The 24,921-nt window shown below is 60.3% G+C and carries 17 protein-coding genes and 1 other RNA gene; 12 read left to right on the plus strand and 6 right to left on the minus strand.

The features are described from left to right. The first annotated feature begins 262 nt into the window (after positions 1 to 262). A complete protein-coding gene (locus EJA70_RS26000) occupies positions 263 to 1,027 on the plus strand; it encodes a GntR family transcriptional regulator (protein ID WP_007918375.1) in 765 nt (254 codons plus the stop codon). Between the two features lie 181 nt (positions 1,028 to 1,208). Here EJA70_RS26000 and guaD read toward each other — a convergent pair whose 3' ends face one another. From guaD to xdhA, 4 genes are all read right to left on the minus strand, one after another. Continuing rightward, positions 1,209 to 2,513 carry a guanine deaminase gene (guaD, locus tag EJA70_RS26005; protein WP_158834553.1) on the minus strand — a complete coding sequence of 435 codons (1,305 nt, stop codon included), beginning with the start codon at positions 2,511 to 2,513 and terminating at the stop codon, positions 1,209 to 1,211. Positions 2,514 to 2,526: 13 nt separating this feature from the next. Then, positions 2,527 to 3,384 (minus strand): xanthine dehydrogenase accessory protein XdhC, encoded by an 858-nt coding sequence (xdhC, locus tag EJA70_RS26010; RefSeq protein WP_158834555.1) that lies wholly within the window; start codon positions 3,382 to 3,384, stop codon positions 2,527 to 2,529. Positions 3,385 to 3,527: 143 nt separating this feature from the next. Beyond that, the gene (gene xdhB / locus EJA70_RS26015; RefSeq protein WP_008082299.1) at positions 3,528 to 5,927 is read right to left on the minus strand and encodes a xanthine dehydrogenase molybdopterin binding subunit; all 2,400 of its coding nucleotides are present in this window, start codon (positions 5,925 to 5,927) and stop codon (positions 3,528 to 3,530) included. Beyond that, on the minus strand, positions 5,920 to 7,374 hold the full coding sequence (gene xdhA / locus EJA70_RS26020) for a xanthine dehydrogenase small subunit (protein WP_158834557.1): 1,455 nt from the start codon (positions 7,372 to 7,374) through the stop codon (positions 5,920 to 5,922). The genes xdhB and xdhA overlap by 8 nt, the downstream gene beginning before the upstream one ends. Positions 7,375 to 7,642: 268 nt before the next feature. Here xdhA and EJA70_RS26025 point away from each other — a divergent pair, with 268 nt between their 5' ends. The 6 genes from EJA70_RS26025 (at position 7,643) to ffs (ending at position 17,306) form a co-directional block, all read left to right on the plus strand. Beyond that, the gene (locus tag EJA70_RS26025; protein WP_008082296.1) at positions 7,643 to 8,302 is read left to right on the plus strand and encodes a GntR family transcriptional regulator; all 660 of its coding nucleotides are present in this window, start codon (positions 7,643 to 7,645) and stop codon (positions 8,300 to 8,302) included. 2 nt (positions 8,303 to 8,304) lie between these two features. Then, the gene (gene smc / locus EJA70_RS26030) at positions 8,305 to 11,793 is read left to right on the plus strand and encodes a chromosome segregation protein SMC (protein WP_158834559.1); all 3,489 of its coding nucleotides are present in this window, start codon (positions 8,305 to 8,307) and stop codon (positions 11,791 to 11,793) included. Positions 11,794 to 12,106: 313 nt separating this feature from the next. Further along, positions 12,107 to 12,970 carry a cell division protein ZipA gene (gene zipA, locus EJA70_RS26035; protein WP_158834562.1) on the plus strand — a complete coding sequence of 288 codons (864 nt, stop codon included), beginning with the start codon at positions 12,107 to 12,109 and terminating at the stop codon, positions 12,968 to 12,970. Between the two features lie 160 nt (positions 12,971 to 13,130). Beyond that, positions 13,131 to 15,488: an NAD-dependent DNA ligase LigA gene (gene ligA / locus EJA70_RS26040; RefSeq protein WP_158834565.1), complete on the plus strand. Its 2,358-nt coding sequence runs from the start codon at positions 13,131 to 13,133 to the stop codon at positions 15,486 to 15,488. Positions 15,489 to 15,856: 368 nt separating this feature from the next. Then, positions 15,857 to 17,020, plus strand: a complete 1,164-nt coding sequence (locus tag EJA70_RS26045; RefSeq protein ID WP_158834568.1) for a putative zinc-binding metallopeptidase — start codon at positions 15,857 to 15,859, stop codon at positions 17,018 to 17,020. A 189-nt stretch (positions 17,021 to 17,209) separates the two neighbouring features. Beyond that, an RNA gene (gene ffs / locus EJA70_RS26050) (signal recognition particle sRNA small type) lies at positions 17,210 to 17,306 on the plus strand. 210 nt (positions 17,307 to 17,516) lie between these two features. Here ffs and EJA70_RS26055 read toward each other — a convergent pair. Then, the gene (locus EJA70_RS26055; RefSeq protein WP_158834571.1) at positions 17,517 to 18,266 is read right to left on the minus strand and encodes an ABC transporter substrate-binding protein; all 750 of its coding nucleotides are present in this window, start codon (positions 18,264 to 18,266) and stop codon (positions 17,517 to 17,519) included. Between the two features lie 145 nt (positions 18,267 to 18,411). On the opposite strand from EJA70_RS26055, the gene dnaX reads away from it, so the two are divergent. The 5 genes from dnaX (at position 18,412) to EJA70_RS26080 (ending at position 24,212) form a co-directional block, all read left to right on the plus strand. Beyond that, a complete protein-coding gene (dnaX, locus tag EJA70_RS26060) occupies positions 18,412 to 20,526 on the plus strand; it encodes a DNA polymerase III subunit gamma/tau (RefSeq protein WP_158834574.1) in 2,115 nt (704 codons plus the stop codon). Positions 20,527 to 20,593: 67 nt separating this feature from the next. Next, positions 20,594 to 20,932, plus strand: a complete 339-nt coding sequence (locus EJA70_RS26065; protein WP_042558527.1) for a YbaB/EbfC family nucleoid-associated protein — start codon at positions 20,594 to 20,596, stop codon at positions 20,930 to 20,932. 273 nt (positions 20,933 to 21,205) lie between these two features. Then, on the plus strand, positions 21,206 to 22,240 hold the full coding sequence (locus EJA70_RS26070; protein WP_008088816.1) for an NADP-dependent oxidoreductase: 1,035 nt from the start codon (positions 21,206 to 21,208) through the stop codon (positions 22,238 to 22,240). Between the two features lie 66 nt (positions 22,241 to 22,306). After that, positions 22,307 to 22,909, plus strand: coding sequence for a recombination mediator RecR (gene recR / locus EJA70_RS26075; RefSeq protein WP_158834577.1), 603 nt, complete (start codon positions 22,307 to 22,309; stop codon positions 22,907 to 22,909). A 154-nt stretch (positions 22,910 to 23,063) separates the two neighbouring features. Then, positions 23,064 to 24,212: an acyl-CoA dehydrogenase family protein gene (locus EJA70_RS26080; RefSeq protein WP_158834580.1), complete on the plus strand. Its 1,149-nt coding sequence runs from the start codon at positions 23,064 to 23,066 to the stop codon at positions 24,210 to 24,212. Between the two features lie 123 nt (positions 24,213 to 24,335). On the opposite strand, the gene EJA70_RS26085 is transcribed toward EJA70_RS26080, so the two are convergent. Further along, positions 24,336 to 24,884 carry an adenine phosphoribosyltransferase gene (locus tag EJA70_RS26085; RefSeq protein ID WP_024012326.1) on the minus strand — a complete coding sequence of 183 codons (549 nt, stop codon included), beginning with the start codon at positions 24,882 to 24,884 and terminating at the stop codon, positions 24,336 to 24,338. Positions 24,885 to 24,921 lie beyond the last annotated feature (37 nt).

Here is a 24,921-nt window from a genome sequence, read left to right on the forward strand (position 1 = left end):
TTTTGATCTTGCTTCTAAAAATCAAAAGATCGCAGCCTTCGGCAGCTCCTACATGAGGCGGGCGGCGGATTCTGTGATCAAGCCTAAACTCAATCGTAACGGATCGTTGCAATACAGCCGAAGTCACAAACAGCCGTACAGTCGTGTTGCCACCTTTCATTGTGTACAATCGCGCTGTTTTTTACGCGATACTTGCCAGCGACCTACTGTGCCGTATTACAGTCACGGTCTATTCGCCGCAGTTCTCCCGACTCGAGTGCCCATGAACGAACAGTTGCAACCCCTCAAGAAACAACCGCGAGCAGGCAAAGCCGGCCGCAGCGGAACCCAGGACGATATTGTCTACGCGCATATCTTCGAGGCCATCCTCGAACAGCGTCTGGCGCCCGGCACAAAATTGAGCGAAGAAGCGCTGGGGGAAATCTTTGGGGTCAGCCGCACCATCATTCGCCGCGCGCTGTCGCGTCTGGCCCATGAAGGCGTCGTGCTGTTGCGGCCGAACCGTGGCGCCGTCGTCGCCAGCCCGAGTGTTGAAGAGGCGCGTCAGGTGTTTCTCGCACGCCGTCTGGTTGAGCGCGCGATCACGGAGCTGGCGGTGCAACACGCCACCGCCGAGCAGATCGCCGAATTGCGCCAGATGGTCAACGACGAGCGCGACAGCTTCTCGCGTGGCGATCGCGGTGCCGGTATTCGTCTGTCGGGCGAGTTCCACCTGAAACTGGCGGAAGCGGCGATGAACGCGCCGTTGATCAGCTTCCAGCGCAGTCTGGTTTCGCAGACGTCGCTGATCATTGCCCAATATGAAAGCGGCAACCGCTCGCATTGTTCGTATGACGAACACACGCAGTTGATCGACGCGATCGAGAAACGCGACGGTGAGCTGGCGGTGAATCTGATGATGCACCACATGGATCACATCGACAGCAAGCTCAACCTCGACGAGGAAGGCGCGTCGGATGATCTGCATGCGGTGTTCTCGCATTTGTTGCAGACCAAGAAGCCTGGGCGCCCTGCGGCCAAGCTATAAGTCAGACCGAGTCGCCCCAATCGCTGGCAAGCCAGCTCCCACAGGTTTCTCGGTTTATCGCAGATTTGGTAAACACCATAAATCCCTGTGGGAGCTGGCTTGCCAGCGATAGCAATCTGACAGGCAATAAAAATCCCCCGGACTGAAAAGTACCGGGGGATTTTTTTGCCTTGGGAAAAGCTTAGCGCTGATGCACCAAAGCCCCCGCCGCATACGTCTGCTGCACCGTGCGGTCATCACCCAGCGTCATCAACACAAACAACGACTCGGCAATGTTGTTGGCCTGCTTCAAGCGGTAGCTCAGCAGCGGCGTGGCGTTGTAATCGAGCACCAGGAAGTCTGCGTCGGAACCCGGTTGCAGGTTGCCGATCTTGTCTTCCAGACGCAGCGCCCGCGCGCCACCGAGGGTCGCCAAGTACAGCGACTTGAACGGACTCAGTCGCGCCCCTTGCAGTTGCATCACTTTGTACGCTTCGTTCAGCGTTTGCAGCAGCGAGAAACTGGTGCCGCCACCCACGTCAGTGCCCAGGCCGACATTGAGTTTGTGCTTCTCGGCCATCGGCAAGTTGAACAAGCCGCTACCCAGGAAGAAGTTCGAAGTCGGGCAGAACGAGATCGCCGAGCCGGTTTCCGCCAGTCGCGCGCATTCGTCGTCGCACAGGTGTACGCCGTGAGCGAACACCGAGCGCTCGCCGAGCAATTTGTAGTGGTCGTAAACGTCGAGGTAGCCTTTGCGCTCCGGGAACAGCTCCTTGACCCACTCGATTTCCTTGAGGTTTTCGCTGATGTGGGTCTGCATGTACAGATCCGGGTATTCGGTCAGCAGTTGCCCGGCGAGGGTCAGTTGTTCCGGGGTGCTAGTCGGTGCGAAGCGCGGGGTCACTGCGTAGTGCAAACGGCCCTTGCCGTGCCAGCGCTCGATCAGCGCCTTGCTTTCGACGTAGCTGGATTCGGCGGTATCGGTCAGATAGTCCGGCGCGTTGCGGTCCATCATCACCTTGCCGGCGATCATCCGCAGGTCGAGCTTCTCGGCGGCTTCGAACAACGAGTTCACCGACTGCGGGTGCACGCTGCCGAACACCAGCGCGGTGGTGGTGCCGTTGCGCAGCAGCTCCTTGACGAAAATGTCAGCAACTTCGTCGGCGTGAGCCTTGTCGCCGAACTGGCTTTCGCACGGGAAGGTGTAGGTGTTGAGCCAGTCGAGCAGTTGCTCGCCGTAGGCGCCGACCATGCCGGTTTGCGGAAAGTGAATGTGCGTGTCGATGAAGCCCGGGGTGATCAGCGCGTCTTTGTAGTGCTCGATTTCGATGTCTGCCGGCAGCGTCGGCAGCAAATCACTGGCGTGGCCGAGGGCGCTGATCTTGCCGCCATCGACCACCAGCAGGCCATCCTCGAAATATTCGTAGGAGGCTTCGATTCCGACTTCGGCGGGGTCGGCGATGCTGTGCAGGATGGCGGCGCGGTAGGCTTTGCGAGTCAGAGGCATGAGGGTTCTCTAATCAGTTTGAGGCTTTGAGTTTGGCGGCCTGACTGCGCCGTGAAACCGGCAGCAGTTTGGCAATCGGTTCGGCGCTGGCAGTCTGCTGGCCGAAGTTGGCGTTATAGGTGGCGATGATTTCGCCGGCGATGGAGATGGCGATTTCCACAGGCAGTTTGCCTTTGACTTCGCCGATGCCCATCGGGCAGCGCATGCGTTGCACGACGCCGCTGTCGAAACCGCGATCACGCAGACGGTGTTCGAACTTCACGCGTTTGGTCTTCGAACCGATCAGGCCGAAGTAGGCGAAGTCGTTGCGCTTGAGAATCGCGGCAGTGAGTTCAAGGTCGAGTTGATGGTTGTGGGTCATGACGATGCAATAACTGCCGGCGGGCAGGTCATCGATTTCATCCACAGGCTCTTCGGCGACGATTTTACGCACGCCGTGCGGGATCTGTTCGGGGAATTCGGCATCGCGCGAATCGATCCAGCGCACCCGGCAGGGCAGGCTGGCGAGCAGTGGCACCAAGGCGCGGCCAACGTGGCCGGCACCGAACACGGCGATTTGCGCCTGTACCTGGCCCATCGGTTCGAACAGCAACACGGTGGCGCCGCCGCAGCACTGGCCCAGGCTGGCGCCGAGGCTGAAACGCTCCAGATGGGTGTCCTGCTTACCGCTGGCGAGCATGTCGCGGGCGATCTGCATGGCTTTGTATTCCAGATGCCCGCCACCGATGGTGTCGAAGCTCTGGTTGGCGCTGATGACCATTTTCGAACCGGCGTTGCGTGGCGTCGAGCCGAGTTCTTCGATGATCGTCACCAGCACACAGGGTTCGCCCTGGTTCTGCAGGTCGGCGAGGGCGTCGATCCAGTTGTACATGTTCACCTCGACATCTTCGTTGTCTGTTCGGGCCTCATCGCTGGCAAGCCAGCTCCCACAGGATTTGCGGTGTAACGCCTATCGGTTAACCACCACAAAACCCTGTGGGAGCTGGCTTGCCAGCGATTGGCCGCGCCTCGGTTCTAGAGCGGAGCCAACTCGGTTTCAGCCGCGACGGCTTTCACCGCCTTCAACTGACGCATCTGCTCGCAACCCCACAACACCCGCTCCGGCGTCGCCGGCGCATCAATCTGCGGCTGGTGCTTGTAGTCACCGAGGCTCGCCACCGCATCCTTGATCGCACACCACGACGCAATCCCGAGCATGAACGGTGGTTCACCGACAGCCTTGGAATGGAACACCGTGTCTTCCGGGTTCTTGCGGTTTTCCACCAGTTTTACGCGCAGATCCAGCGGCATGTCCGCCACCGCCGGGATTTTGTAGCTGGCCGGGCCGTTGGTCATCAGCTTGCCTTTGTTGTTCCAGACCAGCTCTTCCATGGTCAGCCAGCCCATGCCCTGGATGAAGCCACCCTCGACCTGACCGATGTCGATGGACGGGTTCAATGAGGCGCCGACGTCGTGAAGAATGTCGGTGCGCAGCATCTTGTACTCGCCGGTCAGGGTGTCGACGATCACTTCGCAGCACGCCGCGCCGAAGGCGAAGTAGTAGAACGGACGGCCACGCGCCTGGCTGCGGTCGTAGTAGATTTTCGGAGTCTTGTAAAAGCCGGTGCTCGACAGCGACACCTGATTGAAATACGCCTGCTGGATCAGCGCTTCAAAGGTCAGGATGTGGTCGCGAACACGCACGTGGCCGTTGTGGAATTCGACGTCTTCTTCAGTGACTTTGAAGTGACGCGCAGCGAATTCGACCAGACGTTTCTTGATGATTTCCGCCGCGTTCTGCGCCGCTTTACCGTTCAGGTCAGCGCCGCTGGACGCCGCGGTCGGCGAGGTGTTCGGCACCTTATCGGTGTTGGTCGCGGTGATCTGTACGCGATCGATTTCCACCTGGAACACTTCGGCCACGACCTGCGCAACTTTGGTGTTCAGGCCCTGACCCATTTCGGTGCCGCCATGGTTCAGATGGATGCTGCCGTCGGTGTAGATGTGGATCAAGGCGCCTGCCTGGTTCAAGAAGCTCGCGGTGAAGGAAATACCGAATTTCACCGGGGTCAGCGCCAGGCCTTTTTTCAGGATCGGGCTGTTGGCGTTGTAGCGACGGATCGCTTCGCGACGCTCGTGATACTGGCTGCTTTCTTCCAGTTCGGCGGTCATCTCTTCGAGCATGTTGTGCTCAACGGTCTGGTAGTAATGGGTGACGTTGCGCTCGGTCTTGCCGTAGTAGTTGGCCTTGCGCACAGCCAGCGGATCGAGGTGCAGGTGACGGGCTATCGCGTCCATCACTTCTTCGATAGCGACCATGCCTTGCGGGCCGCCGAAACCACGGTAAGCGGTGTTCGACGCGGTGTTGGTCTTGCAGCGGTGACCGTTGATGGTCGCGTCGCCCAGGTAGTACGAGTTGTCCGAGTGGAACATCGCGCGGTCAACGATGGAGGCGGACAAGTCCGGCGAGCAACCGCAGTTGCCGGCCAGGTCCATGTTGATTCCGTGCAGGCGCCCGGTGCTGTCGAAGCCAACGTCGTATTCGACGTAGAACGGGTGGCGCTTGCCGGTCATCAGCATGTCTTCGACGCGCGGCAGGCGCATCTTGGTCGGCTGCCCGGTAAGGTGCGCAACCACCGCGCACAGGCACGCCGGGCTGGCGGCCTGAGTTTCCTTGCCACCGAAACCACCGCCCATGCGGCGCATGTCGACGACGATTTTGTTCATCGACACGTCGAGCACTTCGGCGACCAGTTTTTGCACTTCGGTCGGGTTCTGCGTCGAGCAGTAAACGATCATGCCGCCGTCTTCGGTGGGCATTACCGAGGAGATTTGCGTCTCCAGGTAGAAGTGCTCCTGACCACCAATGTGCAGCGTGCCTTGAATGCGGTGTTCAGCCGTGGCCAGTGCAGAGACCGAATCGCCGCGCTGGTGGGTGTGGCTGTCGAGCACGAAGTGGCGTTTGCGCAGGGCTTCGACCACATCCAGCACCGGTTCGAGGTCTTCGTATTCGATGATCGCGGCCATCGCCGCTTTGCGCGCGGTTTCCAGATCTTTCGCCGCGACGGCGAGCACCGGTTGACCGACGAATTGCACGTCATCGATGGCCAGCAGCGGGTCGCCCGGCATCAGCGGGCCGATGTCTTTCAGGCCCGGCACGTCTTCGTGGGTGATGGCGATGCGCACGCCTTCGAAGGCATAGCACGGTGAAGTGTCGATGCTGATGATTTTCGCGTGGGCGCGGTCCGACATGCGTGCATACAGGTGTAACTGGTTGGGGAATTCCAGGCGGTCATCGATGTACTGCGCTTCACCGGACACGTGCTTGGCGGCGCTGTCGTGCTTGACGCTGCGGCCGACACCGGAGGTCAGATCCTTGGCGAACAATTCAGCCAGTTCAGCTTGGGTTTTTTCTACGCCGTGATGGTTAGACATAAGCGGTCACCCGAGTCTCGATGTGCGGTGTTTGCAGTTCGATGAAGTATTTGCGCAGCAGGTTCTGCGCGCTGAGCAGGCGGTATTCCTTGCTGGCGCGGAAGTCCGAGAGCGGGGTGAAATCTTCCGCCAGTGCGGCGCAGGCACGTTCGACCACGGCATTGTTGAACGGCGCACCGATCAGCGCAGCTTCACAGTGGGCAGCGCGTTTCGGGATCGCGGCCATACCGCCGAAGGCCATGCGTGCATCGGTGATCACGCCGTTTTCGACGCGCAGGTTGAACGCGGCGCAGACGGCGGAGATGTCATCGTCCAGGCGCTTGGAGACTTTGTAGGCGCGGAACAACTGTTCAGCCGTGGCGCGCGGCACGATGATCTTCTCGATGAACTCACTTTCCTGACGGGCCGTGACTTTGTAGTCGATGAAGTAATCGTCGAGGTTCAGGGTGCGGCGGGTTTCGCCTTTGCACAGCACCACTTGCGCGCCGAGGGCGATCAGCAGCGGTGGCGAGTCACCGATCGGCGAGGCGTTGCCGATGTTGCCGCCGAGGGTGCCCTGGTTGCGGATTTGCAGCGAGGCAAAGCGGTGCAGCAATTCGCCGAAGTCCGGGTACTCGGCGTTCAACGCTTCGTAGCAGTCGGAGAGGGCGGTAGCAGCGCCGATTTCGATGCGGTCTTCGAAGGTTTCGATGCGCTTCATTTCGGCGACGTTGCCGACGTAGATCATCACCGGCAGGGTGCGGTGGAACTGGGTAACTTCCAGCGCCAGATCGGTGCCGCCAGCGAGCAGGCGCGCTTGTGGATAAGCGTCATAAAGGTCGGCCAGATCGGCGACGGTCAGCGGCACCAGGCAGCGCTTGTCACCACTGTTCAGTTCGCCGATATCGGTCGGGGCGATGGCTTTGAGGCGCGCGATGGTGTCTGCTTCACGGGCATCGAACTGATCCGGCTGCTTGCCGCAGCAGGATTGTTCGGCAGCCGCCAGAATCGGCCGGTAGCCAGTGCAACGGCAGAGGTTGCCGGCCAGTGCTTCGTGGGCTTTGGCGTGATCGGGTGCATCGCTGTTCTTTTGCAGGGCGAACAGCGACATGACGAAACCGGGGGTGCAGAAACCGCACTGCGAACCGTGGCACTCGACCATGGCTTTCTGCACGCTGTGCAGTTCGCCTTTGTGCTTGAGGTCTTCGACGCTGATCAATTGTTTGCCGTGCAGCGACGAGACGAAAGTCAGGCACGAGTTGAGGCTGCGATAGCGAATGTGTTCGCGGCCATCGTCATCCGTTTGCAACTCACCGACCACTACGGTGCAGGCGCCGCAGTCACCGCTGGCGCAACCTTCTTTGGTGCCCGATTTACCGACGTGTTCACGCAGGTAATTGAGCACAGTCAGATTCGGGTCCAGGGCGTGCTCGCTACGGAGTTCCTGGTTAAGTAAAAACTGGATCACGGAAGGCCTCGCAGACTCATTATTGTTGTTAACCGACGTGAACCGAATTTAGCAGGTCTGACTTTTCGGTCAATGGTTTTCTGACTTAAAGGTCAGGAAAATCCATTTCGTCGATCAACAACGTGTCTATTCAGTATTGACCTTCATTGGTCACCCCGCTTTTTTGCGGGATTCGTGCCAAAAACCGCCGAGTGGGCACTCCGCCATGACCGTGCATTTGCGCTACACTGCGCCGCTTGTGCAGATCGATAGAGTTTGAAGGACAACCATGACGTTCAAGGCGCCGGACAGCCTCGCCGAGCAAATTGCTCACCACCTCGCCGAACGCATCATTCGTGGCGAAATGAAGCCGGGAGAGCGCATCCAGGAACAGAAGGTCACGCTGGCGCTCAATGTCAGCCGCGGTTCGGTCCGCGAAGCCTTGCTGATCCTCGAACGCCGGCACCTGATCGCGATCCTGCCGCGCCGTGGCGCGCACGTCACCGAGCTGACGCCGCACAAGGTGCAGAGCCTGTGCACGCTGATGAGCGAGCTGTACATCCTGCTCGGCAACTCGGTGGCCAATGGCTGGCAAGTGCAGTCGGACATGGCGCCGTTCGTGCAGATTCAGCAGCGCCTGACCGCCAGTTTCGAGCGTCAGGACATCCGCAGCTTCGTCGACGACAGCTTCAGCGTGATGCGCGCCGCCTATCCGTTCGCCAATAACCCTTACCTGCAAGAAACGGTCGAGAACCTGCAACCGGCGATGAGCCGCGCGTACTTCCTCGCCCTCGAACAGCGCAAGGCTTCAATGAGCGAGTTCCTCGAACTGTTCGAACGCCTGCTGGCCGCCGTGCTTGCCCGTGATTTGCCGCAGATCCGCATCGTGCTGACGGCTTACGCCCAGCGCAGCTGCGATCTGGTGGTTTCTGCCCTGACGGTTGCCTAAGCGTGCGGCTCAAGTGCATCAAGCTGGCGGGATTCAAATCCTTCGTCGATCCGACCACGGTGAACTTCCCCAGTAACATGGCGGCGGTCGTCGGGCCGAACGGTTGCGGCAAGTCGAACATCATCGACGCCGTCCGCTGGGTGATGGGCGAAAGTTCGGCGAAGAACCTGCGTGGCGAGTCGATGACCGACGTCATCTTCAACGGTTCGACCAGCCGCAAACCGGTGAGTCAGGCCAGTATCGAGCTGGTTTTCGACAACTCCGACGGCACGCTCCTGGGCGAGTACGCAGCCTACGCGGAAATCTCGATTCGCCGCAAAGTCACCCGCGACAGCCAGACCACCTATTACCTCAACGGCACCAAATGCCGTCGTCGCGACATCACCGATATCTTCCTCGGCACCGGCCTCGGCCCGCGCAGCTACTCGATCATCGAGCAGGGGATGATCTCCAAGCTGATCGAATCCAAGCCGGAAGACCTGCGCAACTTCATCGAAGAAGCCGCCGGTATCTCGAAATATAAAGAGCGCCGCCGCGAGACCGAAAACCGTATCCGCCGCACCCACGAAAACCTCGCGCGTCTGACCGACCTGCGCGATGAGCTGGAACGACAACTCGAACGCCTGCACCGCCAGGCCGAAGCGGCGAAGAAGTATCAGGAATTCAAAGCCGAGGAGCGTCAGCTCAAGGCGCAACTGTCGGCCCTGCGCTGGCAGGATCTCAACGATCAGGTCGGCCAGCGCGAGTCGATCATCGGCACGCAGGAAATCAGTTTTGAAGCCTTGGTCGCCGAGCAGCGCAATGCCGACGCGGCCATCGAACGCTTGCGTGACGGGCACCATGACCTGTCCGAACGCTTCAATCTGGTGCAGGGGCGCTTTTATTCGGTCGGCGGCGACATCGCCCGGGTCGAGCAGAGCATCCAGCACGGCCAGCAACGTCTGCGTCAGTTGCAGGACGATCTGAAAGAAGCCGAGCGCGCACGTCTGGAAACCGAATCGCATCTGGGCCACGACCGCACCTTGCTGCTGACCCTCGGCGAAGAGCTGGACATGCTCACCCCCGAGCAGGAAGTCACCAGCGCGGCCGCCGAAGAAGCCGCCGCCGCGCTGGAGGATTCCGAAAGCGTCATGCACGGCTGGCAGGAGCAGTGGGACGCCTTCAATCTGACCGCCGCCGAACCGCGCCGCCAGGCCGAAGTGCAGCAGTCGCGCATTCAGCAGCTGGAAACCAGCATGGAGCGTCTGGCTGATCGGCAAAAGCGTCTTGGCGAAGAGCGCGCGTTACTCTCGGCTGACCCCGAAGACGCGGCGATCATGGAACTCAACGAGCAGCTCGCCGAGTCCGAAGCGACCCTCGAAGATTTGCAGACCAGTGAAGAAGCGCAGGTCGAAAAGCTTGAACAACTGCGCCAGGAATTGCAGCAGGCGTTGACCTCGCAGCAGCAGGCGCAGGGTGATTTGCAGCGCCTCAACGGTCGCCTCGCGTCTCTCGAAGCGTTGCAGCAAGCCGCGCTCGATCCGGGCACCGGCACCGCCGAGTGGCTGAAGGAACACCACCTCGCCGAGCGTCCGCGTCTGGCCGAGGGCTTGAAGGTTGAGGCCGGTTGGGAATTGGCGGTGGAAACCGTGCTCGGTGCTGATCTGCAAGCGGTGCTGGTCGACGATTTCAGCGGCTTCGATTTGTCCGGTTTTACTCAGGGCGATCTGCGTCTGCTCAGCCCGGCCAGCGATGGCGTGCGGGTGGCGGGCAGCTTGCTGGATAAAGTCGACGCGCAGATCGATCTGTCGCCGTGGCTCGGTCAGGTCAAACCGGTCGACAGCCTTGAGCAAGCCTTGGCTTTGCGCGGGCAGTTGAGCGCCGGCGAGAGCTTGATTAGCCGCGACGGTTACTGGGTCGGTCGGCACTTTTTACGCGTACGACGTGCCAGCGAAGCAGAAAGCGGCATGCTTGCCCGTGGCCAGGAAATCGAAGCGCTGCACCTCGAACGCGAAGAGAAAGAAGCCACGGTCGAGGCCATGGAAACCCGTCTGCAAACTCTGCGTGCGCAACAGCGCCAGCAGGAAAACGGTCGCGAACATTTGCGCCGTTTGCTACAAGACGAAGCGCGCCAGCAAGGCGAATTGAAAGCTCAGCTGTCCGCCGGCAAAGCCAAGGCCGAGCAACTGACTCTGCGTCGTACCCGTCTCGATGAAGAGCTGGTCGAACTCGGCGAACAGCGCGAGCTTGAGCACGAACAAGTCGGCGAAGCGCGCATGCAATTGCAGGACGCGCTGGATGCCATGGCGCTGGACACCGAGCAGCGCGAGTTGCTGCTGGCCCAGCGCGACAGCCTGCGCGAACGCCTCGATCGCGTGCGGCAGGAAGCGCGGCAGCACAAGGATCATGCCCATCAACTGGCCGTGCGTCTTGGCTCGTTGCGCGCGCAGCACGACTCCACGCGCCAGGCGCTCGAGCGCCTGGAAATGCAGGCCGAGCGCCTGACTGAAAAGCGCGAACAGTTGAGTCTGAATCTGGAGGAGGGCGAGGCACCGCTGGAAGAGCTGCGTCTGAAACTCGAAGAGCTGCTCGACAAGCGCATGACTGTCGACGAAGAACTCAAGACCGCGCAGATCGCCCTCGAAGACGCCGACCGCGAACTGCGCGATGCAGAAAAACGCCGGACTCAGGCCGAGCAGCAATCACAATTGATTCGCGGCCAGCTCGAACAGCAGCGCATGGAATGGCAAGCCCTGACGGTGCGGCGCAAGGCTTTGCAGGATCAATTGCTCGAAGACGGCTACGATCTGAATGGCGTGCTCGCAACATTAACCGCGCAAGCCAGTGAACGCGAAGCTGAAGAAGAACTCGAACGCATCAGCGCGCGGATTCAGCGCCTGGGTGCGATCAACCTCGCGGCCATCGATGAATACACGCAACAGTCCGAGCGTAAACGTTATCTGGACGCGCAGAACGCCGATCTGGTCGAAGCGCTGGAGACCCTCGAGAACGTAATCCGCAAGATCGACAAGGAGACCCGCAACCGCTTCAAAGATACCTTTGATCAGATCAATGGCGGTTTACAGGCACTTTTTCCAAAAGTTTTCGGTGGTGGACGGGCGTATTTGGAACTGACGGGCGAAGATCTACTCGATACAGGGGTAACGATCATGGCGCAGCCGCCAGGAAAGAAGAACAGCACCATCCATTTGCTCTCCGGCGGGGAGAAAGCCCTCACCGCGCTGGCACTGGTTTTTGCCATCTTCAAGTTGAACCCGGCGCCGTTCTGCATGCTCGATGAGGTTGACGCACCGCTGGATGACGCTAACGTTGGACGCTACGCACGCTTGGTCAAAGAGATGTCGCAGACCGTGCAGTTCATCTATATCACCCACAACAAGATCGCCATGGAAATGGCCGAGCAGTTGATGGGGGTGACGATGCATGAACCGGGTTGTTCGCGACTGGTAGCCGTGGATGTCGAGGAGGCGATGGCGATGGTGGACGCCTAGCGGCGCAGCTTCGAGCGATAAGTTGCGAGCTGCAAGTTTAAAGCTTGTCGCTCATAGCTCGGAACTTGCAGCTGAGCTGCGCACGGATAACGATAGGCTGGCTATTTGAATGAAGATGGCAAATCGACACAATTTGCGCAGCGATTTCGACAGACGGTGTAAAGTTGTCTTTGGTCGTGCTAGTTTAATGTCAATTTTTCGTATACGTGGGCAAAACGCCTGTCAGAACATAGAGTTGGCGCCACGTTTTAAAGCGGTTTGCACAATGTAAACCCCTTATTTTTCAGCATTTTTTATAGAGGCACGGGATTACATGGAAATCGGTCTGCGCGAGTGGCTGATCGTCATCGGCATCATAGTGATAGCCGGTATTCTTTTCGATGGCTGGCGCCGTATGCGCGGCGGCAAGGGAAAACTGAAATTCCGTCTTGACCGAAGTCTGTCCAACCTGCCGGACGAGGACACCAGCGCTGAGCTGTTGGGCCCGGCTCGCGTGCTGGACAACCATAAAGAACCACAGCTGGACGAACACGATCTGCCATCGGTGAGCATGCCGGCCCGCGAAGCACGCGAGCCTCGCGAATCCGGTTCGAAACGTGGCAAGCGTGGCGGCAAGGGTTCGGCGCAGGGCGACTTGAACCTCGATCTGGATCTGGACGACGGCCCGGGCTTCAGTAGCCGTGACGACGACTTCGTTGAAGACACCAAGCCTGCGCCTGCCGTGGTCGACAAAGACCAGCCGCAAGCCGAAGAAGTGCTGGTGATCAGCGTGATCTGCCGTGACGCTGCCGGCTTCAAAGGCCCGGCGCTGTTGCAGAACATTCTGGAAAGCGGTCTGCGTTTTGGCGAGATGGATATTTTCCACCGTCACGAAAGCATGGCTGGCAACGGCGAAGTGCTGTTCTCCATGGCCAACGCGGTCAAACCGGGCATCTTCGATCTGGACGACATTGACCATTTCAGCACCCCGGCGGTGAGCTTCTTCCTCGGTCTGCCGGGCCCGCGTCATCCGAAGCAAGCCTTCGACGTGATGGTCGCTGCAGCGCGCAAGCTGTCGCAGGAACTGAACGGCGAGCTGAAAGATGATCAGCGCAGCGTGCTGACCGCGCAAACGATCGAGCACTACCGTCAGCGCATCGTCGAATTCGAACGCCGCGCCCTGACCCAGAAGCGCTAAGGCCAAGATCAAAAGATCGCAGCCTCGTTTCACTCGACAGCTCCTACAGGAATGCGATTTCTGTAGGAGCTGCCGAAGGCTGCGATCTTTTGCTTCTGCTGCCACAGATAGATGAATTAGAGCAGCCTCGGCTGCTCTTTTGCTTTATGAGAGAACACCCATGACCGCCGCCAAAAACCGCATCCTAGAACTGCGCGCTGAACTCGATCAGCACAACTACCGTTACCACGTCCTCGACGAACCGAGCATTCCGGACGCCGAGTACGATCGGTTGTTCCACGAGCTCAAGGCGCTGGAAGCGGCCAACCCGGAACTGATCACCAGCGACTCGCCAACCCAGCGCGTCGGCAGCGTGGCGCTGACCGCGTTCACCCAGGTGCGTCACGAAGTGCCGATGCTCAGCCTCGGCAACGCCTTCGAAGAAAGCGACATGCGCGAGTTTGATCGCCGCGTCACCGAAGGTCTGGATCTGCCGGTCGGCGATCTGTTCGGCGGCAGTGCGGCGGTGGAATACAGCTGCGAGCCGAAGCTCGATGGCCTGGCGGTCAGCCTGCTCTATCAGGACGGCGTATTGGTACGCGGCGCCACGCGCGGCGACGGCACCACCGGCGAAGACATCAGCGTCAACGTACGTACCGTGCGCAATATCCCGCTGAAGCTGCACGGCGAAGGCTGGCCGGCGACGCTGGAAGTGCGCGGTGAAGTGTTCATGTCCAAGGCCGGTTTCGAGCGCCTCAACGCCTCGCAACTGGAAGTCGGCGGCAAGACCTTCGCCAACCCGCGCAACGCCGCGGCCGGCAGCTTGCGCCAGCTGGACTCGAAGATCACCGCCAACCGTCCGCTGGAATTCTGCTGCTACGGCATCGGCCAGGTCTCCCACGATATTGCCGACACCCACATCGGCAACCTCAAGCAGTTGCAGAAGTGGGGCATGCCGATCAGCCACGAGCTGAAACTGGCAAAAGGCATCGACGAGTGCCTGGATTACTACCGCGACATCGGCGCGCGCCGTAACGCGCTGACCTATGAAATCGACGGTGTGGTGTTCAAGGTCAACAGCATTGCTGATCAGCGCGAACTGGGCTTCCGCGCCCGCGAACCACGTTGGGCAATCGCGCATAAATTCCCGGCCATGGAAGAGCTCACCGAGCTGCTCGACGTCGAGTTTCAGGTCGGTCGTACTGGCGCGGTTACGCCGGTCGCGCGTCTGAAACCGGTCAAAGTCGCCGGCGTCACCGTGGCCAACGCCACGTTGCACAACATGGATGAAGTCGCGCGTCTGGGCCTGATGATTGGCGACACGGTGATCATTCGCCGTGCCGGTGATGTGATTCCGCAAGTGGTGCAAGTGGTCATGGATCGCCGCCCGGAAAACGCACGCGCGGTGCAGATCCCGGAGAGCTGCCCGGTGTGCGGCTCGCACGTTGAGCGCACGCAACTGATCAAGCGCAGCAAGGGCAAGGAAACCGTCAGCGAAGGCGCGGTGTATCGCTGCGTCGGGCGTCTGGCCTGTGGTGCGCAATTGAAGCAGGCGATCATTCACTTCGTCTCGCGCCGGGCGATGGACATCGAAGGCCTTGGCGACAAGAGCGTCGAGCAACTGGTCGATGAAGGTCTGGTCAATTCGCCGGCCGATCTGTATGCGCTGAAGTTCGACGACATCGTCGATCTCGAAGGTTTTGCCGAGGTGTCCAGTAACAAGCTGCTGGCGGCCATCGAGGACAGCAAGAAGCCGAGCCTCGCGCGCTTCATCTATGCGCTGGGCATTCCTGATGTCGGCGAAGAGACGGCCAAGGTGCTGGCGCGTTCGCTGGGTTCGCTGGAGCGGGTGCAGCAGGCGTTGCCACAAGTGCTGACGTATCTGCCGGATGTCGGTCTGGAAGTGGCGCACGAGATTCACAGCTTCTTTGAAGATGCGCATAACCAGCAGGTGATCAGCGAATTGCTCGGGCATGGTTTACAGATTCAGGATCAGGGTGAGCTGGGTGCGGAATTCGCGGCCAGTACCACGCTGGGCGGCTTCCTCGACAAGCTGCACATTCCTTCGGTCGGCCCTGGTGGCGCGCAGAAACTGGCGGACAAGTTTGGCTCGCTGGAGGCGGTGATGAACGCTGACTGGCTGGACATGCGTCAGGCGTTGCCGGAGAAGCAGGCGAATTCGGTTCGCGAGTTTTTTGCCCTGCCTGAGAACCGGCAACTGGCCGAGGCCTCCGAGAAGCAGCTGCGTGATTTCGGCATGCATTGGCAGAGCGAGAAGAAAGTCGTCGAAGGCTTGCCGTTGGCTGGCGAGACTTGGGTGTTGACGGGCAAGGTTGAATTGATGAGCCGTGACGTAGCCAAGGATCACCTGGAAAGCCTGGGCGCGAAGGTTGCCGGTTCGGTCTCGGCGAAGACTCATTGCGTGGTTGCAGGCCCTGGTGCCGGTTCCAAACTGACCAAGGCCAATGAGCTGGGCGTGAAAGTGATGGACGAAGAAACCTTCATCGCCTTCCTCAAAACCCACGGCCTTCAGGTCTGACACAAAACCCACGGCCTTCAGGTCTGACACAAAACCCATGGCCTTCAGGTCTGACACAAAACCCACGGCCTTCAGGTCTGACACAAAGCCCATGGCCTTCAGGTCTGACACAAAACCTTGGCCTTCAGGTCTGACACAAAACCCTGTGGCGAGGGGATTTATCCCCGTTCGGCGACGCAGTCGTCGCAAAACCGTACAACGCGGTACATCTGACTAACCGCGTTGTATGGATTTGGGGTCGCTTCGCAACCCAACGGGGATAAATCCCCTCGCCACAATGGTGCAATCACCTGGTTGCACTGTTATGGGTGGGAACGATGTTGTCATGGGAATGATCTAGTCTCTGCAAGCCCCAGGGAGAGATCGCCATGCACCGCTTTTTCGAGCAGCTCAGTTCCCGCATCATCGCGCCGTTCATGGCCGAATCCTCACGCAACAGCAAAGTCTGGCCGTGCCGCTGCGGCCAGTCGTTGTTCTTTCGCAACAGCCAGTGCCTGGCCTGCAATGCCTTGCTCGGTTACCAACCGGAAGAAAGCCGCATCACCTCGCTGTCGCCCGGCGCGGAGAACGGCACCTGGACACTGGATGCCGATCCCGACGCAGGGCTCTATCGCCGCTGCGCCAACCTCGACACCCCCGCCGCGTGTAACTGGCTGCTGCCGGCCAGCGTTGACGATGCCTTGTGCGTCGCCTGCAGCCTCAACCGCACCATCCCCGACCTGTCCGACCCGGAAAACCCCGAGCGCTGGCGCAAAGTCGAAATCGCCAAGCGTCGCCTTGTCGCGCAACTGATCACCCTCGGCCTGCCCGTCATTCCGAAAACCGTGGATGAAGACACCGGCCTGGCGTTCGATTTCATCGGTGTCGACCTCCAGGGCAACGCACCGATGACCGGCCATGCCAACGGGTTGATCACCCTCGACATCAAAGAAGCCGACGACGCCCACCGCGAGCAGGTGAGGGCGCAGATGCACGAACCCTATCGCACGCTGCTCGGGCATTTTCGTCATGAGGTCGGCCACTATTACTGGGATCGATTGATCGCCAACGGCCCATGGCTGGGATCGTTTCGTAGTCTGTTCGGCGACGAGCGCGCCAGTTACGCCGAAGCACTGGATCGCCATTACCAGCAGGGCGCGCCACTCGACTGGCCGCAGCACTACGTCAGCGCCTACGCAACCATGCACCCGTGGGAAGACTGGGCGGAAACCTGGGCGCATTACCTGCACATGATGGACGCGGTGGACACCGCGCTGGGCTTCGGCATGAGCGCGCGGGAAATGGATTTCGACTACCAGCCGTTTCCGACCAGCACGCTGTACGACCCGGAACATCCTGGCGGCGAGGCGTTCCTATCGTTCGTCAACGCGTGGATCGAACTGGCCGGGATGCTCAATGAACTGTCACGCAGCATGGGGCAGCCGGATTTCTACCCGTTCGTGCTGCCGGCGGCTGCGATTGCCAAGCTGCACTTCATTCATCTGGTGATTCAGCAGGCGGGCGGTAGGGCGGACGAGGTGTTGGCGCTATAAGGTCAAAAGATCGCAGCCTGCGGCAGCTCCTACAGGTGAACGCGCATCCATGTAGGAGCTGCCGCAGGCTGCGATCTTTATGTCCTTGACCTTGTTCATGTTTTTAATCTGCAACCAACGGTTGTAACTTCGTCTCAGATAGGTACAATGGCGCGGCTCGCCGACAGGCAAGCGTCGTTATGGTGACCCCATCGGTCCCCCCGCAACGATTACCCGTGAACCTGGTCAGAGCCGGAAGGCAGCAGCCACAGCGGGAACATTGTGTGCCGGGGTGTGGCTGGTGGGGTTACCACCTTAACGAACAATCGAACGCTTCAACCAGAACTGCATGGGTTTCGCCCACTGCGGTTTTTTTGTGTCTGCGATTTGCCGTCCCGACACAAATCCCACTGCTGATGAGGATACTGTGGGAGCTGGCTTGCCAGCGATAGCGGTGGGTCAAGTTCATCTATTTCACTGAAAATCCGCAATCGCTGGCAAGCCAGCTCCCACAAGGTTACGGGGTGTTGTCGGAGTGGCCGGTGTAGAGCCGGATAATCTCATCAATCTCCCCCGACATTTGCATCCGCAGCAACGTGCGCAATATCCGCTGCACCGGCACTTTCGGGTCATTCCTCACGTAACAACCGACTTTCTGTTCCTGCAACACGGCGACACCTTGCAGTTGTTGTGCGGGCATCAGGCGCTGATTGAACCAGTCAAGCGTCCACTGATTGCTCACCGCATAGCGATAACGCCCGGCCAGCAGCTTCTCCAGCACCTGCTCCTGATTGCGCGCATCTTCACGTTGCAGGCGATCGGCATCGAACAGCGGTTGCAGAGTCGGGTAGGTGTAGCCAAGGACGGTGCCGATGGATTGGCGGGGCAGGTGAGCGGGATCGGCACTGGCCGGCTGATCCTGGCGGCTGATCAACAAGTCGCGTTGAAACAGCAGCGGCAGACTCCAGATGTAATCCCCCGACTGATTCGGCAGCCACGATTGCGCGGCATAGCAACGCACGTCAATCTCGCCTTGCTCCATCGCCGTCTGCACGCGCGCGCGGGGCAAGACGTGAAACTCGGCCGGTACGCCGATCTGCGTGGCCAGGCTGAGCATCAGGTCGTAGAGAATGCCTTGGGTTGGGCGGCCGCGCTCGAACTGCACCATCGGCATCGCCCAACTGTCGGGCATGGCGAAGCGCAACGGCGGTTCCGCTGCCGTCACGCTCAGGCTGATTCCCAGCAGTGCCCCCAAGGCCCAACGCATAAATGCTCCGGTAATTCCCTGTCCTGGGCCGATAAAAGCCTCTGCTGATGCAGCTTAGCCATATTAGACGAGGACACCGGATGCAATTTTGCCCTTGCTCCGCTAGCATTAGCCGCTTCTGCTTCCTTCGCTGCGACGGTTTTCGATGAGTTATCAGGTTCTTGCACGTAAATGGCGTCCGCGCTCGTTCCGCGAAATGGTCGGCCAGACCCATGTGCTCAAGGCTCTGATCAATGCCTTGGACAGCCAGCGGCTGCACCACGCGTACCTGTTTACCGGTACGCGCGGGGTGGGTAAAACCACGATTGCGCGGATCATTGCCAAATGCCTGAACTGTGAAACAGGTATCACTTCCAGCCCGTGCGGCGAGTGCTCGGTTTGCCGTGAAATCGACGAGGGCCGTTTCGTCGACCTGATCGAGATCGACGCCGCGAGCCGCACCAAGGTCGAAGACACCCGCGAGCTGCTCGACAACGTGCAGTACGCGCCAAGCCGTGGGCGCTTCAAGGTCTACCTGATCGACGAAGTGCACATGCTTTCCAGCCATTCCTTCAATGCGCTGCTGAAAACCCTCGAAGAGCCGCCGCCGTACGTCAAGTTCATCCTGGCGACCACTGACCCGCAGAAACTTCCGGCAACGATTTTGTCGCGCTGCCTGCAGTTCTCGCTGAAGAACATGACGCCGGAGCGTGTGGTCGAGCATTTGACCCACGTGCTGACCGCCGAAAACGTGCCGTTCGAAGACGATGCACTGTGGCTGCTCGGTCGCGCCGCTGACGGTTCGATGCGTGACGCCATGAGCCTGACCGATCAGGCCATCGCCTTCGGTGAAGGCAAGGTGCTCGCCACCGACGTGCGGGCGATGCTCGGCACGCTGGATCATGGCCAGGTCTATGACGTCCTGCATTCGTTGATCGAAGGCGACGCCAAGGCGCTGCTCGAAGGCGTGCGTCACCTGGCCGAGCAAGGCCCGGACTGGAATGGCGTGCTGTCGGAAATTCTCAACGTGCTGCACCGCGTAGCCATCGCTCAGGCGCTGCCGGAAGGCGTCGATAACGGCCATGGCGACCGCGATCGCGTGCTGGCCTTGGCGCAGGCCTTGCCGGCCGAAGACGTGCAGTTCTATTACCAGATGGGCCTGATCGGTCGCCGCGATTTGCCGCTGGCGCCGGATCCGCGCGGCGGTTTCGAAATGGTCCTGCTGCGAATGCTCGCCTTCCGGCCCGCTGATACGGCGGACGCCCCGAGGCAACCGCTAAAGCCAGTGGGGATCAGCCAGGCCACAGTTGATTCCGCAAATTCAGTGGCTGCCGCGCCCAAGCCTGCGCCGGTAGTTGCTGCGGCTGTTGCACCGACACCGATGCCTGCGCCAGTTCCTGAGCCAGTGGCTGCACCGGCACCCGAGCCCGAGTCTGCGCCGGTTGCTCCTGTTGCAGAGCCACGCCCTGAGCCGGCGCCCGTCATCGCCGAAGCGGTCGCCGAAGCAGTCGTCGATCTGCCGTGGAACGATCCCGTAGAGGCCGAGCCAGAGGCTGAGCCGGAACAGCAGCCAGCCGTCGAGCCCATGCTGGAAACCGCCGCCGAGCAGCCCGAATTGCCGCCGATGCCGTTGCCGACCCCGGACAGCGTCGTCCCTGACGCGCCGGAGTGGGCCGCTGCGCCGATTCCCGAGCCATCAGTCGCTGACGTCGATGCCGCCACACCGGGCATGGACACGGACGATGAGCCGCCGCTGGACGAGGATTACATCGAGCCGGACCTGGATTCGGCCTACAGCTACCTTGACGAACTGGCCAGTGAACACGCCGCCGAACCTGCCCCGGAACCTGAGCCAGAGCCTGCTGCTGCGCCGGCAACCGGTCTGGCGCTGCAATGGCTGGAGCTGTTCCCGAAACTGCCGATCTCCGGCATGACCGGGAGCATCGCCGCCAACTGCACGTTGATCGCCGTCGATGGCGATCATTGGCTGCTGCACCTGGACCCGGCGCACAGCGCACTGTTCAACGCCACCCAGCAGCGTCGTCTCAACGATGCATTGAATCAGTACCACGGCCGCACGCTGACGCTGACCATGGAGCTGATCAAGCCCGAACAGGAAACCCCGGCCCAGGCGGCGTCCCGTAAACGCGTGAACCGTCAGCGTGAAGCGGAGGAGTCGATCCACGGCGATCCGTTCATCCAGCAGATGGTTCAGCAGTTTGGCGCGGTGGTGCGACACGATACTATTGAACCTGTCGATGCCTTGGTCGCCCAAGGCTAATAACTGAAGGCGCTCGGCCGCGATGGCCGGGCGCTGTTTTGATCCAAGTACTTTTGAGGTGATTCCCATGATGAAAGGTGGCATGGCCGGCCTGATGAAGCAGGCGCAGCAGATGCAGGAAAAAATGGCCAAGATGCAGGAAGAACTGGCCAACGCTGAAGTCACCGGCAAGGCCGGCGGCGACATGGTCACCGTGGTGATGACCGGTCGCCACGACGTCAAAAGCGTGAGCATCGACCCAAGCCTGGTTGAAGGCCTCAGCGAAGACGACAAAGAAATGCTTGAAGCCGTTGTGGCTGCCGCCGTCAACGACGCCGTGCGCAAGATCGAAGCCAACAGCCAGGAAAAAATGGGCGGCATGACCGCCGGCATGAACCTGCCTGCGGGTATGAAACTGCCATTCTGATTCGCCAAGCGGCGGCAGATGAGCTACACAAAATGCCAGGCCTCGCGCCTGGCATTTTTGTTTCCGGCCCATCACCAGAGCACCCTGTAGGAGCTGTCGAGTGAAACGAGGCTGCGATCTTTTGATCCTGATCTTTAAACGAAAAATCAAGATCAAAAGATCGCAGCGTGCCGCAGTTCCTACATGAATGTCGTGCGAAACATCGAACGCGCAAAAGCCGCAACGGTCTGCTCCCTATACCCGCTGAATTCATCATTCACAGGAGACGCTGACATGTCCGACCCTCTTACCCTCAATCAACGCTTCGTCCTCGCCTCGCGCCCGGTTGGCGCGCCGACACCGGAAAACTTCCGTCTCGAACGCGAAGCGCTGCCGGATCTGCAGGACGGCCAGGTACTGCTGAAAACCCTTTACCTGTCCCTCGACCCCTACATGCGCGGGCGCATGAGCGATGCACCGTCCTACGCCGCCCCGGTACAAATCGGCGAGGTGATGACCGGTGGCGCTGTCAGCCGTGTCGAGGATTCGCGTCATCCGAAGTTTCATAAAGGCGATCTGGTGGTCGGTGCCACAGGCTGGCAAAGCCACAGCATCAGTGACGGCCGCAACATCATCCCGATTCCGTCGGGGTTGCCGAGCCCGTCGATGGCCCTCGGCGTCCTGGGCATGCCCGGCATGACCGCGTACATGGGCCTGATGGACATCGGCCAGCCGAAAGAAGGCGAGACCCTTGTGGTCGCCGCGGCTTCCGGTGCGGTGGGCTCGGTGGTCGGCCAAGTGGCGAAAATCAAAGGTTTGCGTGCGGTTGGCGTGGCCGGCGGCGCCGAGAAGTGCAAATACGTCGTCGAAGAGCTGGGTTTTGACGCCTGCATCGACCACAAGGCCCCTGACTTCGCCGAACAACTGGCCAAGGCCTGCCCCGACGGCATCGACATCTATTACGAAAACGTCGGTGGCCACGTATTCGACGCAGTCGTGCCGTTGCTCAACGCGAAGGCACGCATTCCGCTGTGCGGCCTTATCGCCGGTTACAACGCCTCTGAAGCCCCTAAAGGCCCGGATCGCCTGCCGATGCTGCAACGCACGCTGTTGACCAAGCGCGTGCGCATTCAGGGCTTTATCGTGTTTGACGACTACGGTGATCGTCAGCCGGAGTTCGTCAGCCACATGGTGCCGTGGGTACGCGACGGCAAGGTCAAATTCCGCGAGGACGTGGTCGAAGGCCTGGAGCAGGCGCCCGAAGCGTTTATCGGTCTGCTGGAGGGGCGCAACTTCGGCAAACTGGTGGTGAAGGTCGCCCAGGACTGAGTATTTGACGCTGGCCAGAGGCGCGGGTATAAACCGCGTCTCGTTGTTTTGTCGGACTTTTTACCCATGAGCTTCAGCCCTTTGATTCGCCAACTGATCGACGCTTTGCGCACTTTGCCGGGCGTCGGTCAGAAAACCGCCCAGCGCATGGCGTTGCAGATGCTCGAGCGTGACCGCAGCGGCGGTTTGCGTCTGGCGCAGGCACTCAACCAAGCCATGGAAGGCGTCGGGCACTGCCGCCAGTGCCGCACGCTGACCGAAGACGATTTGTGCCCGCAATGCGCCGACACCCGCCGCGACGACACGTTGCTGTGCGTGGTGGAAGGGCCGATGGACGTTTACGCGGTCGAGCAGACCGGTTTCCGTGGGCGCTACTTTGTGCTCAAAGGGCATTTGTCGCCGCTCGATGGTCTGGGGCCTGAGGCGATCGGCATTCCGCAATTGATGGCGCGGATCGAAGAGGCGGGGACGTTTGCTGAAGTCATCCTCGCGACCAACCCGACGGTTGAAGGCGAGGCCACGGCGCATTACATCGCGCAGTTGTTGCAGAACAAGGGTCTGATCGCTTCGCGGATTGCCCATGGTGTGCCGTTGGGCGGCGAGCTGGAGCTGGTCGATGGCGGCACGCTGGCGCATTCGTTTGCCGGGCGTAAACCGATTTCCCTCTGATAAAAATCAAAAGATCGCAGCCTGCGGCAGCTCCTGCATTGGAATGCATTTCCCTGTAGGAGCTGCTGCAGGCTGCGATCTTTTGATCTTCTGTATCTTGTAAACCAAGCAAGCGCTCGGTTAATGTCGGCGAACCCTTCCGTGGAGCTCGCCCATGCCTGCCTTTCAGGAATACTTCGACCCCAGCCACCAAATGGTCCGCGACAGCGTCAGACGTTTCGTCGAACGCGAGATCCTGCCGGACATTGATCAGTGGGAAGAGGCCGAAAGTTTCCCCCGTGAGCTGTACCTGAAGGCGGGCGCCGCCGGAATACTCGGTATCGGTTACCCCGAGGCGCTCGGTGGCAGCCATGAAGGCGACCTGTTCGCCAAGGTCGCCGCCAGTGAAGAACTGATGCGCTGCGGCTCTGGCGGCCTGGTGGCGGGGCTGGGGTCAATGGATATCGGTCTGCCGCCGATCGTCAAATGGGCGCGCCCCGAAGTACGCGATCGCGTCGTCCCGCAAGTGCTCAGCGGCGAAAAAATCAGCGCCCTGGCCGTGACCGAACCGGGTGGTGGATCGGACGTCGCCAACCTGCAGACCCGCGCCGTGCGTGAAGGTGAAGTCTATCGCGTCAGCGGCAGCAAGACCTTTATCACCAGCGGCGTACGCGCCGACTTCTACACCGTCGCGGTGCGCACCGGTGCGCCGGGTTTTGCCGGCATCAGTCTGTTGCTGATCGAGAAGGGTACGCCGGGCTTCACCGTCGGCCGCCAGCTGAAGAAAATGGGCTGGTGGGCGTCGGACACCGCTGAATTATTCTTCGACGATTGCCGTGTGCCTGTAGGAAATCTGATCGGTGCCGAGAACATGGGCTTCGCCTGCATCATGGGCAACTTTCAGAGTGAACGCCTGGCGCTGGCGCTAATGGCCAACGTGACTTCCCAGCTTGCACTGGAGCAGAGCCTGAAATGGGCGCGCGAGCGTGAAGCGTTCGGCAAGCCCATTGGCAAGTTTCAGGTGATCAAGCATCGCCTCGCCGAGATGGCCACGGCGCTGGAGGTGTCGCGTGAGTTCACTTACCGGCAGGCGGCGAAGATGGCGGCGGGGCAGAGTGTGATCAAGGAGATTTCCATGGCGAAGAACTTTGCCACGGACACTTCGGATCGGATCACCACGGAAGCGGTGCAGATTCTCGGTGGGCTCGGTTACATGCGTGAGAGCCTGGTGGAGCGGCTGTATCGGGATAACCGCATTCTGTCGATTGGCGGCGGGACACGAGAGGTGATGAACGAGATCATCAGCAAGCAGATGGGGCTTTGAATAATTGGTGAAGCAACTGGCGTCATCGCTGGCAAGCCAGCTCCCACAGGTGTCTTTGGCGTACACAAAATTTGTGAACGACCGAAATCACTGTGGGAGCTATGGCGTCAGTGAAATCGCCGCTTACTTATCAGTCAACGCAAACTGCGTCAGGCAAAACGTTGGGATACCCATGTCCTGCAGGCGCTGCGAACCCTGCAACTCCGGCAAATCAATAATCGCCGCAGCCTCATGCACCCGCGCGCCCATCCGGCGAATCAGGTTGGCCGCCGCAATCAGCGTGCCGCCCGTGGCGATCAAGTCATCGAACATCACCACCGAGTCGCCTTCGCACAGGCTGTCGGCGTGTACTTCGAGGAACGCTTCGCCGTACTCGGTTGCGTAACCTTCGGCCAACACGTCTGCCGGCAGTTTGCCTTGCTTGCGGAACAGCACCAGCGGCTTGTTCAGTTGATACGCCAGCACCGAGCCGATCAGAAACCCACGGGCATCCATCGCGCCGATGTGAGTGAAGTCGGCTTCCACATAGCGGTGGGCGAAGCTGTCCATCACCAGGCGCAGGGCCGTTGGCGACTGGAACAGCGGGGTGATGTCGCGAAAGATCACGCCCGGTTTCGGGAAGTCGATCACGGGGCGGATAAGCGATTTGATGTCGAAGGAGTCGAAGACCATCGTCGAGGTGTCCTGGCAGGGCTGCAAACGGCGCAGT

The organism is Pseudomonas sp. PB103, assembly GCF_009764635.1.
GTDB lineage: Bacteria > Pseudomonadota > Gammaproteobacteria > Pseudomonadales > Pseudomonadaceae > Aquipseudomonas.

Coding starts and splice junctions, on each gene's coding strand:
- EJA70_RS26000 (WP_007918375.1), top strand. CDS start 263: ATGAACGAACAGTTGCAACCCCTCAAGAAACAACCGCGAGCAGGCAAA.
- guaD (WP_158834553.1), bottom strand. CDS start 2,513: ATGCCTCTGACTCGCAAAGCCTACCGCGCCGCCATCCTGCACAGCATC.
- xdhC (WP_158834555.1), bottom strand. CDS start 3,384: ATGTACAACTGGATCGACGCCCTCGCCGACCTGCAGAACCAGGGCGAA.
- xdhB (WP_008082299.1), bottom strand. CDS start 5,927: ATGTCTAACCATCACGGCGTAGAAAAAACCCAAGCTGAACTGGCTGAA.
- EJA70_RS26025 (WP_008082296.1), top strand. CDS start 7,643: ATGACGTTCAAGGCGCCGGACAGCCTCGCCGAGCAAATTGCTCACCAC.
- zipA (WP_158834562.1), top strand. CDS start 12,107: ATGGAAATCGGTCTGCGCGAGTGGCTGATCGTCATCGGCATCATAGTG.
- ligA (WP_158834565.1), top strand. CDS start 13,131: ATGACCGCCGCCAAAAACCGCATCCTAGAACTGCGCGCTGAACTCGAT.
- EJA70_RS26045 (WP_158834568.1), top strand. CDS start 15,857: ATGCACCGCTTTTTCGAGCAGCTCAGTTCCCGCATCATCGCGCCGTTC.
- EJA70_RS26055 (WP_158834571.1), bottom strand. CDS start 18,266: ATGCGTTGGGCCTTGGGGGCACTGCTGGGAATCAGCCTGAGCGTGACG.
- dnaX (WP_158834574.1), top strand. CDS start 18,412: ATGAGTTATCAGGTTCTTGCACGTAAATGGCGTCCGCGCTCGTTCCGC.
- EJA70_RS26065 (WP_042558527.1), top strand. CDS start 20,594: ATGATGAAAGGTGGCATGGCCGGCCTGATGAAGCAGGCGCAGCAGATG.
- EJA70_RS26070 (WP_008088816.1), top strand. CDS start 21,206: ATGTCCGACCCTCTTACCCTCAATCAACGCTTCGTCCTCGCCTCGCGC.
- recR (WP_158834577.1), top strand. CDS start 22,307: ATGAGCTTCAGCCCTTTGATTCGCCAACTGATCGACGCTTTGCGCACT.
- EJA70_RS26080 (WP_158834580.1), top strand. CDS start 23,064: ATGCCTGCCTTTCAGGAATACTTCGACCCCAGCCACCAAATGGTCCGC.
- EJA70_RS26085 (WP_024012326.1), bottom strand. CDS start 24,884: ATGGTCTTCGACTCCTTCGACATCAAATCGCTTATCCGCCCCGTGATC.